Here is an 11,475-nt window from a genome sequence, read left to right on the forward strand (position 1 = left end):
ACGGTTGGGCGTGCACGCAGCGCGCCCAACCGGAGGTCGATCAGTGGCCGAGGCGACCGCGGCCGAGGCGGAGCAGGAGCATGGCCAGCGTGTGGCCTTCCTGTCCGAGGCTGCTGAAACGCTCGAGAACCTTCATCTCACGGCTGTGGACCAGACGCGGTCCGCCGGAGGCCATGCGGGTGCGTCCGATGATCTGCGAGACCTCGGAGCGACGTCGCACTGCGGCGAGGATCTCGGCGTCGAGGCGATCGATTTCCTGGCGCAGGTCGTTGATCTCGGCTTCGCTGGTGGGCACTGCGGTCTCTGATTCGATCTTCGTCGTCATGGCCATCGTCTCTCCTCGGGTCACATCTTGGATCGCTGCGTCGTCCGTCACCGTTACGCCTTTCGTATTCGGAGCTGCATCGCCTGTTGGTTCGGTGCCCGTCTGGAACCAGGGGCGGTGCGTCTATCGACAGGCTCCTGCGCGCACGACCGAACAACGGCGAACCCGATGCAGGCGATGACGTACGGTTTTTTCGATCACCGATCCAGTGTGCCATGGGTCAACCGTCCTGAAAAGTCGTCGGTTCGGCCGACGACCACGCGATGTGGGTTTGTCGGTACGCGCCGGTAACCTGACCGGACGATGAACACATTCCTCCAAGGCCTCGAGTCTCGAAAGAACACCTCGTCCGACGCACTGCTGGAAGGCCTCAATCCTCAGCAGCGCGAGGCCGTCGTGCATACCGGATCTCCGCTGCTCATCGTGGCCGGAGCCGGGTCGGGCAAGACGGCGGTGCTGACGCGACGCATCGCGTATCTGCTGGCCGAGCGAGGAGTGTCACCCGGCCAGGTTCTGGCCATCACGTTCACCAACAAGGCCGCTGCCGAAATGCGCGAGCGAGTCGCCGGACTCGTCGGACCGCGCGCGAACGCGATGTGGGTCTCGACCTTCCACTCGAGTTGCGTGCGCATTCTGCGCGCTCAGTCGGCCCTGCTCCCAGGTCTGAACTCGAATTTCTCCATCTACGACGCGGACGATTCTCGGCGACTGCTGACGATGATCTCCAAGGACCTGCAGATCGACACCAAGAAGTTCTCGGCGCGGCTGCTCTCGACCGCGATCTCGAACCTGAAGAACGAGTTGATCGGCCCCGACAAGGCCGTGGAGGACGCCGACGGCGACCCCGCCGAGCTGCCGCGACTCGTGGCCAAGGTCTACGGCATCTACCAGCAGAGGTTGCGCGCGGCCAATGCCATGGACTTCGACGACCTGATCGGCGAGACGGTCGGCATCCTGCAGGCGTTCCCACAGGTGGCGCAGTACTACCGACGTCGGTTCCGGCACGTTCTGGTCGACGAGTATCAGGACACCAACCACGCCCAGTACATGCTGGTCCGCGAACTGGTCGGCACCCCCGACGCGGACGGCGCATTGGAGGGCACCGTCGCGCCGGGCGAGCTGTGTGTGGTGGGCGACGCCGACCAGTCGATCTATGCATTCCGTGGCGCAACGATCCGCAACATCGAGGAGTTCGAGCGCGACTATCCCGATGCGCGCACCATCCTGCTCGAGCAGAACTATCGGTCGACCCAGAACATCCTGTCGGCCGCCAATTCCGTGATCTCGCGCAACACCGGCCGGCGTGAGAAGAAGCTGTGGACCGACACCGGCGAGGGCGAGTTGATCGTCGGCTATGTCGCGGACAACGAGCACGACGAGGCGTCGTTCGTGGCCTCGGAGATCGACCGACTCGTCGACGGTGGAGACGTGCGTTTCGACGAGGTGGCCGTCTTCTACCGAACCAACAATTCCTCGCGTGCACTCGAAGAGATCTTCATCCGGCTCGGTCTGCCGTACAAGGTCGTCGGCGGCGTCCGCTTCTACGAGCGCAAGGAAGTACGAGACCTCGTCGCGTACCTACGCGTGCTGTCCAACGAGGACGACACCGTCAGCATGCGACGTATTCTCAACACTCCACGCCGCGGCATCGGTGACCGTGCCGAGGCCTGCGTCGCGGTGCACGCCGAACAGCGCGGCATCAGCTTCTCGCAAGCCTTGCACGACGCCTCCGCGGGCAAGGTGGCGTTGTTGAACTCGCGCCAGCAGAAGTTGATCGCCCAGTTCATGGAGTTGCTCGACGAACTCCGTGCCGTGCTCACCGCGACCGACGGGGACGGCAACGACATCGCAGACATCGGCGATGTCGTCGAAGCCGTACTCGACCGCACCGGCTACCGAGCCGAGCTCGAGGCCAGCAGCGACCCGCAGGACGGCGCGCGCCTCGACAACCTCAACGAACTCGTCAGCGTTGCACGGGAATTCACGTCCGAAGCACGCAACCAAGCCGCAGTGGCGGAAGAGGCGCTCGAGACCGGTGACGACGAGGACGACGGCGGCGTCGACGGGTTGGCCGAGCCGGGTTCGCTCGCGGCGTTCCTCGAACGAGTGTCTCTGGTGGCCGACACGGATCAGATTCCCGATTCGGGTACCGGCGTCGTCACGCTGATGACGCTGCACACCGCCAAGGGGCTCGAATTTCCGGTCGTCTTCGTGACGGGTTGGGAGGACGGCCAGTTCCCACACATGCGGGCACTCGGCGATCCCAACGAACTGTCCGAGGAACGACGTCTGGCGTACGTGGGCATCACCCGTGCGCGGCAGCGGCTGTATCTCACGCGCGCGATCATGCGCTCGGCCTGGGGTCAGCCGATTGCGAACCCGGAATCGCGCTTCCTGCAGGAAGTTCCGCAGCACTTGATCGACTGGCGGCGTGAGGATCCCGGCACCGGTGGCGGCCGAGCGATCGGTGGTGGCAGATCCGGCAGCTACGGCTCCAACAGTTACGGCTCGGGCGGCGGTTACGGCTCGAACAGTTACGGCGGATCCTCGAATCGAGGTCAGAGCTCGTCGCCGAGTTTCGGGGCCGCCAAGGGGCGCAACTCCAACCTCGTTCTGGCCGTGGGCGATCGAGTCAGTCACGACAAGTACGGCCTGGGTACGGTGCTGGAATCGACCGGAGCAGGCGTCAAGGCCATGGTGTTGATCGACTTCGGTTCGGCGGGCCGCGTCAAGATGATGCTCATCGGCGGCGTCCCGATGACAAAGCTGTAAGGACTCCGAGAACGCGAAAGCCGGGCCCTGCGAAAGCGGGGTCCGGCTTGTTGTGCGGTGGAGGAGAACTCAGTCCATCTCGGGTCCGAGGGAGATCCCTCGGGAGGCGAGCCAGGGGAGCGGGTCGATCTTGAGCTCGCCCGGAAGGTGAACCTCGAAGTGCAGGTGCGGGCCCGTGGAGAAGCCGCGGTTGCCCATGGTTGCGATCTGATCGCCCGCCATGACGTTCTGACCGACAGTGACGGTCGAGGTGTCGATGTGGCCGTAGACGGTGATCGTGCCGTCGGCATGCTGCACGCGAACCCACATGCCGAAGCCCGCGGCCGGACCGGAGTCGATCACCTTGCCGTCGGCGACGGCGTAGATCGGAGTTCCGATTGCATTGGCAACGTCGACGCCTGCGTGGAGTACGCCCCAACGGGTGCCGAAGTTGGAGGTGTAGGTGCCCTGCGCCGGAAGCGCGAACAGTGGCCGGCGAGCGGCGGCTTCACGGGCAGCCCGCTCTTCGCTGAAGCGTTGGCCCTTGGCGAGCAGGTCGTTGAACTGGCTCAGGTCCACCGGTGCGGCGATGCTGAGGATCTGCGGTGCCTCCGACGGCGCTGCGCTGGACGAGTCGGCTGCCGGTTCGGTGGTCTGCGGAGTCGTCGTGGGCGGGACCACCGCTGCGGCGGGTGCCTCGCCTGCCGCGAGTGCGTACTCGGAGGTGGCAACCGCGGTGGGCGAGTCGTCGTTGACGACGGCCTGGCCGGCAGCGACGACTGCACCTGCGGCTACCGCGAGAACTGCTGCTCGGCCCTTGAGCGCGGTGGGGGGAAGAGGAATGCGGTGTGCGCCGCCGCGACGGGCCACGGGGGTGGCGTCAGCAAAAGTGGCGAACGTGGTGACGACGGTCGGTGACTCGTCGGCTGCGACCTGCGAGGTCCGGGCGAAATCGGCCTCGGTGTACTGGTACGGCGAGTAGGCGTACGCGTCGTAGGCATCGGTCTCGAACGCGGGCTCTGCGGCAGCGTCGGCGATGGGCTCGTAGCTGTAGACCGTGGTCGCGTCTTCGGCCGAAGGTCGAGAGAACCGGCTTGAGGTGAAGGACGCACGGTGTTGCTGCAAGACCTACTACCTCCGTTGTCCGTGACCTGGCTGTTACTGAAAGACTCGGCAGACGGTAACGAAATGATTGCGGGGCGCGCAAGTTAACAGCCCAAACCGGCGGCATATGTGAGATGGCTCACAAGGCGACCAGCGGTTATCTCGTGACGAGCCACATCCGTGATCGGACACGGGAACCCGTCGACGGCACACGGCGACAGTAACGGTTCTTGCACCGATCGAGCCGATACCGTGATCCGAGTGCCGACTCCCACCTTCGACGATTCGTCCGCCCGAGGCTCCGAGCGAGCGGAGCCACAACGCATCCGGGCCCAGGACGGAGAGTTCGGTCGGCGCGACGACCCGTCGCCGACCTCGCGCGTGGCAACAGCAGTCGTACTGGCTCTGATCGCTGCGGTTGCCGTGGTGGTGGCACAGCTGATCGGTGTCGTCCGCAGCGCCGACGGTTCGCCGGTGGGTGACGGGGCCACGATCGCCGCGATCCTGGCCGGGGCCGTTCCCGTTGTCGTCGTCATCGGCGCTACGGTGGGCGTGGCCGGCAAACGTGTCGAGTTCGCTGCAGCGCTGCTGGCCGGGTACGGCGCGGTGGCACTCGGACTCGCATTCCTCGATGTGGCCCTGCTGGCGGATCCCATCGATGCGAATCGGCTCGAGCTCTTCCGCCCGCTGAGCGCTGCGATGCTCGACGCCACCCCCGGTACCTACGTTCTCCTCTTCGGTCACGCTGTGTCGGTTCTGGCGGGTGTTGCGGGGTGGTCTGCGGTGCATCGCGCCGGTCTCGGTGACGGGTACGGCCACTCGGTGTATTCCGAGCACGTGGGGCGCGCTGCTGCGGGGCGTGTCGGTCCGTTGCTCGCGGCATCGATCGGCGCGTCCGGTGTGCTGGCGGCGGTGGCGGCATTCGCGTCCCTGTACCGCTCGGACGATCCGGTGGTGATCGTGACGGCGGTGGTGGAAATGCCGGTGTTCGTCGCGGTGGGATCAGCAGTGGTCGGGATCGCGGCGCTGGTGGTGGCCGCATCTGCGTTGGCCTCGCTGTCGCCGATCGTGGCCTCGGGTGCGTCCGTCGGTGCCGGGCTCGGGGTGCTCGCGTTCGCCGGGGTCGGTCTGCTGGCGGGACTCGGTACCGGAGCCCGAGTGGATGCCGGCGTCGGTGCATACCTGGGAACGGTCGCTGGGCTCGGGCTGCTGATCTGTGGCGCGGTGCTGGCACCCGTCGCCGCGGCGCGTGACCGTCGAGCACTGGAGAGGGCGCAGCAGCGCGAGACGGGTGTGCGAGATGCCCGCGGTGTCGCCGGTCCAGGAACGACGCGATGGCACGCAGCAGCCGGGAGTGCAGGCGTCGCGTCGGGCGTGCTGTTCGTTCTCGGATCGCTGTTGCCGATTCTGGGGACCGACTCGGGCATTGCCGTGCCGCAGATCCTGGCCACCCGCGTGGTGTTGGTCGCGGGGTTCGTGATGATTCTGGGTTCGGTGCCGCTGCTGTTCTCCGAGTTCGCCTCGACGGCGAGGCCGTTCGTGTCGATGTTCTGGCTCGGCGCGGTCTCGGCTGCGGCCGGAGTGTTGCAGTCGGTGGTGCTCGCCGAGGACGTGGACGGGGTGAGTACCGGTATCGGAGCCCTGGCGATCATCGCGGGCGTCGTCGCTGCCGTGGCCACCGGAGTGTTGGCGCTGTTCGCCGGATCGGCCGAACGCGACGACGTCGACACCTCGGCCGACGCCGGGTTCGACGTTCCGGTTCTGGGCGCGGCTCTGTTCGGCGGGGTTCTGCTCGCCATCGGACTCGCCCTGCCCTTGTACCGAGGCAGCGATCTGACCGCCGCGACCGTCACCGAATTTCCGTGGGGTTGGGACACCTGGGGTCAGATGCTGCTCGCCGTCGGAGTCGTGGTCGCCGCCGTCGTCGCGGCGCGTGCTCGGCCCGTTCGCGGCAGCGTTCTGCTCGGCGGGTCGGTCGTCGCGGGGATCGTCTACGTGGCGTCGTGGCCGCTGACGTCTGCGCGTGCCACCGATCCGGAAATGGGCCCCGGCGTCGTGCCCTCGGTGGTCGGAATCGTCGTTCTCGCTGTCGCGGCGGCACTTTCGGCCCGCCGCGCCGATCGGTGACCGCCGTTTCATCGAGCCGGTAGCGGTGAGATAGGCCACATAGCATCCATGCGCCCGATGCGCTGTCGGGGCACCTGGATAAAGTCCATGCTCAGACCCGCTCACACCCCTGGAGCGGGCGTCAACGTAGACGAGACGGTGAGCTGATGGATCTCTTCGAATACCAGGCGAAGGAATTGTTCGCCAAGCATGGCGTACCCACCTCCGCCGGTCGTGTCACCGACACGGTCGCCGGAGCAACACAGATTGCCGAAGAAATCGGCAAGCCAGTAATGGTCAAGGCACAGGTCAAGGTCGGCGGCCGCGGCAAGGCCGGTGGCGTCAAGTACTCCAAGGACGTCGCAGCAGCCACCGAGAACGCAGAAGCGATTCTCGGACTCGACATCAAGGGCCATGTCGTCAAGAAGCTTCTCGTTGCAGAAGCCTCCGACATCGCCGAGGAGTACTACATCTCCTTCCTGCTCGACCGCACCAACCGCACCTACCTCGCCATGTGTTCGGTCGAGGGTGGCGTCGAAATCGAGGTGACTGCGGAGGAGAACCCCGACGCACTCGCACGTATCCCGGTCGACGCCGTCAAGGGCGTCGATCTTGCTTTCGCTCGTGAAATCGCCGAAAAGGGCAAGCTTCCCGCCGAGGTGCTCGACGCCGCTGCGGTGACCATCCAGAAGCTGTGGGAGGTCTTCATCAACGAAGACGCTCTCCTGGTCGAGGTCAACCCGCTGGTTCGCACCCCGGACGATCAGATCCTCGCCCTCGACGGCAAGGTCACGCTCGACGCCAACGCAGACTTCCGCCAGGCCGGCCACGCCGAGTTCGAGGACAAGGACGCAGCCGATCCCCTCGAGGCCAAGGCGAAGGAGAACGACCTCAACTACGTCAAGCTCGACGGACAGGTCGGCATCATCGGAAACGGTGCCGGACTGGTCATGTCGACCCTCGACGTCGTCGCATACGCAGGCGAGGCACACGGCGGCGTCAAGCCGGCCAACTTCCTCGACATCGGCGGCGGCGCGTCGGCCGAGGTCATGGCCGCAGGCCTCGACGTCATCCTCGGTGACGAGCAGGTCAAGAGCGTGTTCGTCAACGTCTTCGGCGGTATCACCGCGTGTGACGCAGTCGCCAACGGCATCGTCGGCGCGCTGAAGAAGCTGGGCGACGACGCCAACAAGCCGCTGGTCGTCCGTCTCGACGGCAACAAGGTCGAAGAGGGCCGCAAGATTCTCGCCGACGCCGCGCACCCGCTGGTGACGCTCGCCGGAACCATGGACGAGGGCGCCGACAAGGCCGCCGAGCTGGCAGCGAAGTAGAGGAAACCATGTCAATCTTTCTGAACAAGGACAACAAGGTCATCGTCCAGGGCATCACCGGCGGCGAAGGCACCAAGCACACCGCCCTGATGCTCAAGGCCGGCACCCAGGTCGTCGGTGGCGTCAACGCACGCAAGGCCGGCACCACGGTCAAGCACGTCGACGCACAGGGCAACGACATCGAACTCCCGGTCTTCGCTTCGGTTTCCGAGGCCATGGAGAAGACCGGAGCCGACGTGTCCATCGCGTTCGTGCCGCCGGCATTCTCCAAGGACGCCATCGTCGAAGCGATCGACGCGGAGATCCCGCTGCTCGTCGTCATCACCGAGGGCATCCCCGTGCAGGACTCCGCATACGCGTGGGCCTACAACGTGGAGAAGGGCAAGAAGACCCGCATCATCGGACCGAACTGCCCCGGAATCATCACTCCCGGTGAAGCATTGGTCGGCATCACGCCCGCCAACATCTCGGGAACCGGCCCCATCGGCCTGGTCTCCAAGAGCGGCACGCTGACCTACCAGATGATGTTCGAGCTCCGCGACTTCGGGTTCTCGACGGCCATCGGCATCGGCGGCGACCCCGTCATCGGAACCACCCACATCGACGCCATCGAGGCATTCGAAGCGGACCCCGAGACCAAGGTCATCGTCATGATCGGTGAGATCGGTGGCGACGCCGAAGAGCGTGCAGCCGACTACATCAAGGCCAACGTGACCAAGCCGGTCGTCGGCTACGTCGCAGGCTTCACCGCTCCCGAGGGCAAGACCATGGGCCACGCAGGCGCCATCGTCTCCGGCTCGCTGGGAACGGCGCAGGCGAAGAAGGACGCACTAGAGGCCGCAGGCGTCAAGGTCGGCAAGACGCCGTCCGAGACCGCTGCCCTCGCGCGCGAAATCCTGGAATCGTTGTCCGTCAAGTAGGACTCGCTTCTGTGAAAGCCCGCCACCGATTTCGGTGGCGGGCCTTTTCGTGCGCCCCGGTCCGCGTCAATGGACCACTGCATGCGTCTGGGCGGTGCAATGTCACATTCACGCGAAGGGGTCTAGATTGATCCGCGTGCACAAGATCTTCACCACCGCCTTCAGCTCGGTCTATCCGCACTATGTGAACAAGGCCGAACGCAAAGGTCGGACCAAAGCCGAGGTCGACGAGATCATTCGATGGCTCACCGGTTTCGACCAATCGGACCTCGACCGCCATCTCCAGGCCGAAGCGACGTTCGACGACTTCTTCGCGGCAGCGAACCTCAACTCGAACGCGGAGCTGATCACCGGAGTCGTCTGCGGCATACGCGTCGAGAACGTCGAAGACCCCTTGATGCAGAAGATCCGCTACCTGGACAAGCTGATCGACGAACTCGCCAAGGGCAAGAAGATGGAGAAGATCTTGCGTGGCTGACCCCGACACGGGGTATTGAAATCATGCTGAATCGAAGTGTGGTCATCGAATCGTTGTCGGACTTCACTTGGCGTCATGACAACCACCGAGAATCGTGCACTCACCAAAACCTGGTCCGACGCCCCCACCACTGCTGCCGGATGGATTTCCCGCGCGGGTGAGGTAGCTCAACTCCTCGCTGTCGATGCCGTCGCCCGCGACAAGGGCAATGCCGCGCCGCATGACGAGGTTCAGCTCCTCAAGGACGCCGGGCTCGTCACCCTGCTCGGTCCCATCGAACACGGCGGCGCGGGCCAGGATTGGCCCACCGCGTACCAGGTCATTCGAGCCGTCTCGAAGGCCGACGGCTCGATCGGCCAGCTGCTCGGGTACCACCTACTGTGGTTCTGGGCCGCACGCCTGGTGGGCACCCCCGAGCAGATCGAGGCCGTCGAGGCCGACGCCACGAAGAACAAGTGGTTCTTCGGCGGAGCCGTCAACCCCCGAGACAACGACGTCACCGTCACCGACGAGGGCGACACCATCGTGTTCGACGGTTCCAAGACCTTCTCCACCGGCAGCCGAGTCTCCGACGTCACCGTGCTCGAGGGAGCCCTCGAAGGCAGCACCGATCACGTCTTCGCGATCGTGCCGTCGAACATCGAAGGACTGTCGTTCCACGACGACTGGGACAACATCGGCCAGCGGCAGACCGAGAGTGGCAGCGTCACCATCGACAAGGTTCGCGTCGACTGGGCCAGTGCAGCGGGGTTCGTGAACAAAGCTTTTCAGCCGCGCGTCTACAACACCCTCAACGTACCGACCATTCAGCTGGTGTTCGTCAACTTCTACCTCGGAATCGCGAGGGGTGCACTCGAGGAAGCGGCGTCGTACACCAAGAACAAGACCCGTGCGTGGCTACACAGCACGGTGGACAAGGCCGTCGACGAGCCGTACATCATCGACATCTACGGCGACCTGACGTCCAAGCTGTGGGCCGTGGAAGCTCTCGCCGACGCAGTGGCGTTGGAAGGAAAGAAGATTCACGACAACGCCTGGAACGTCACCGCCGAGGAGCGCGGCGATCACGAGGTGCGAGTGGCTGCAGTCAAGGCACGCGCCACGGAGGTGTCGCTCGAGATCACCGGGGCGGTGTTCGAGGCGCTCGGCGCACGAGCGACAGCCAGTAAGTACGGCTTCGACCGCTTCTGGCGCAACGTACGTACGCACACCCTGCACGATCCGGTCGCGTACAAGCGACGTGAGGTCGGGCGCTGGGTTCTCACGGGCGAACTGCCCGAGCCGACCTGGTATTCATAGAACGCACTGGTAGGAGAACACGAATGAGCACCGAAAGAATCGCCGACGCAATCAAATTCGCGTACTGGGTACCCAATGTCTCGGGAGGCCTGGTCACCAGCACCATCGAACAACGCACCGGCTGGGATTACGAATACAACAAGAAGCTGGCGCAGACGGCCGAGAACAACGGATTCGAGTACGCCCTGAGTCAGGTGCGCTACGAAGCGAGTTACGGGGCAGAGTTCCAGCACGAATCCACCAGCTTCTCGCTCGCGCTGCTGCTGGCCACCGAAAGGCTCAAAGTTATTGCGGCAGTGCATCCCGGGCTGTGGCAGCCGGCGGTCCTCGCCAAGCTCGGTGCCACGGCCGACCACCTCTCGAACGGTCGCTTCGCCGTCAATGTCGTCAGCGGATGGTTCAAGGACGAGTTCACTCACCTCGGTGAGCCGTGGCTCGAGCACGACGAAAGGTACCGTCGCAGTGCAGAATTCCTGCAGGTACTACGCAAGATCTGGACCGAGGACGACGTCGACTTCCGGGGCGACTTCTACCGGATCCACGACTTCACGCTCAAGCCCAAGCCCCTCAACACACCTGATCGACCCAATCCCGAACTGTTCCAAGGTGGCAATTCGTCTGCCGCACAGGAGAATGCCGGACGATACTCGGACTGGTACTTCAGCAACGGCAAGGATTTCGCCGGCGTCACCGAGCAACTCGACAATCTCCGTCGCGTCGCGCGCGATCACCAGCGCGAGGTCAAGTTCGGGCTCAACGGGTTCATCATCGCGCGCGATACCGAGAAGGAAGCCCGAGACACGCTGCGCGAAATCATCGAGAAGGCGAACAAGCCTGCCGTCGAAGGCTTCAAGGGGGCGGTGCAACAGGCGGGCAATTCGACGGGCGACAAGAAGGGAATGTGGGCCGACTCCACGTTCGAGGACCTCGTGCAGTACAACGACGGCTTCAAGACCCAGTTGATCGGCACCCCGGAGCAGGTGGCCGAACGCATCGTCGCCTATCGGCGCCGCGGCGTCGACCTGATTCTCGGTGGGTTCCTTCACTTCCAGGAGGACATCGAATATTTCGGAGCCAGGGTGCTGCCGCTGGTTCGAGAGCTCGAAGCTGCCGAATCGAACGACCAGCAGCTGGTCGCGTCCCACTGACCTGGAGTTCCTC

The 11,475-nt window shown here is 64.8% G+C and carries 9 protein-coding genes; 7 read left to right on the plus strand and 2 right to left on the minus strand.

Annotated elements, in window-relative coordinates; genetic code table 11:
• Positions 1-40: 40 nt before the first annotated feature.
• The gene (locus tag MTX34_RS07150) at positions 41-331 is read right to left on the minus strand and encodes a chorismate mutase (RefSeq protein ID WP_243593958.1); all 291 of its coding nucleotides are present in this window, start codon (positions 329-331) and stop codon (positions 41-43) included.
• Between the two features lie 297 nt (positions 332-628).
• Between MTX34_RS07150 and pcrA the strand changes: the two genes are divergently transcribed.
• A complete protein-coding gene (gene pcrA, locus MTX34_RS07155; protein ID WP_243608906.1) occupies positions 629-3,097 on the plus strand; it encodes a DNA helicase PcrA in 2,469 nt (822 codons plus the stop codon).
• A gap of 69 nt (positions 3,098-3,166) precedes the next feature.
• Here the strand turns inward: pcrA and MTX34_RS07160 are convergent, their stop codons facing one another.
• Positions 3,167-4,201 (minus strand): M23 family metallopeptidase, encoded by a 1,035-nt coding sequence (locus tag MTX34_RS07160; protein WP_243608907.1) that lies wholly within the window; start codon positions 4,199-4,201, stop codon positions 3,167-3,169.
• 240 nt (positions 4,202-4,441) lie between these two features.
• On the opposite strand from MTX34_RS07160, the gene MTX34_RS07165 reads away from it, so the two are divergent.
• The 6 genes from MTX34_RS07165 to sfnG all read left to right on the plus strand — a co-directional run bounded on the left by MTX34_RS07165 (position 4,442) and on the right by sfnG (position 11,462).
• Positions 4,442-6,307, plus strand: coding sequence for a hypothetical protein (locus MTX34_RS07165; protein ID WP_243608908.1), 1,866 nt, complete (start codon positions 4,442-4,444; stop codon positions 6,305-6,307).
• A 146-nt stretch (positions 6,308-6,453) separates the two neighbouring features.
• Positions 6,454-7,617 carry an ADP-forming succinate--CoA ligase subunit beta gene (gene sucC, locus MTX34_RS07170; RefSeq protein ID WP_032377331.1) on the plus strand — a complete coding sequence of 388 codons (1,164 nt, stop codon included), beginning with the start codon at positions 6,454-6,456 and terminating at the stop codon, positions 7,615-7,617.
• Positions 7,618-7,625: 8 nt separating this feature from the next.
• Positions 7,626-8,537, plus strand: a complete 912-nt coding sequence (gene sucD, locus MTX34_RS07175; protein WP_222089956.1) for a succinate--CoA ligase subunit alpha — start codon at positions 7,626-7,628, stop codon at positions 8,535-8,537.
• A 136-nt stretch (positions 8,538-8,673) separates the two neighbouring features.
• Entirely contained in the window at positions 8,674-9,015 is a 342-nt protein-coding gene (locus MTX34_RS07180) for a DUF2200 domain-containing protein (protein ID WP_243593706.1), read from the plus strand.
• 75 nt (positions 9,016-9,090) lie between these two features.
• Positions 9,091-10,314, plus strand: coding sequence for an acyl-CoA dehydrogenase family protein (locus tag MTX34_RS07185; RefSeq protein ID WP_243593705.1), 1,224 nt, complete (start codon positions 9,091-9,093; stop codon positions 10,312-10,314).
• Positions 10,315-10,337: 23 nt separating this feature from the next.
• Complete coding sequence (gene sfnG / locus MTX34_RS07190; protein WP_243608909.1) at positions 10,338-11,462, plus strand: dimethylsulfone monooxygenase SfnG; 1,125 nt, start codon at positions 10,338-10,340, stop codon at positions 11,460-11,462.
• Positions 11,463-11,475 lie beyond the last annotated feature (13 nt).

The sequence above is a fragment of the Rhodococcus sp. ARC_M5 genome (assembly GCF_022810405.1).
GTDB lineage: Bacteria > Actinomycetota > Actinomycetes > Mycobacteriales > Mycobacteriaceae > Rhodococcoides > Rhodococcoides navarretei.

Coding starts and splice junctions, on each gene's coding strand:
- sucD (WP_222089956.1), top strand. CDS start 7,626: ATGTCAATCTTTCTGAACAAGGACAACAAGGTCATCGTCCAGGGCATC.
- sfnG (WP_243608909.1), top strand. CDS start 10,338: ATGAGCACCGAAAGAATCGCCGACGCAATCAAATTCGCGTACTGGGTA.
- pcrA (WP_243608906.1), top strand. CDS start 629: ATGAACACATTCCTCCAAGGCCTCGAGTCTCGAAAGAACACCTCGTCC.
- MTX34_RS07185 (WP_243593705.1), top strand. CDS start 9,091: ATGACAACCACCGAGAATCGTGCACTCACCAAAACCTGGTCCGACGCC.
- MTX34_RS07150 (WP_243593958.1), bottom strand. CDS start 331: ATGGCCATGACGACGAAGATCGAATCAGAGACCGCAGTGCCCACCAGC.
- sucC (WP_032377331.1), top strand. CDS start 6,454: ATGGATCTCTTCGAATACCAGGCGAAGGAATTGTTCGCCAAGCATGGC.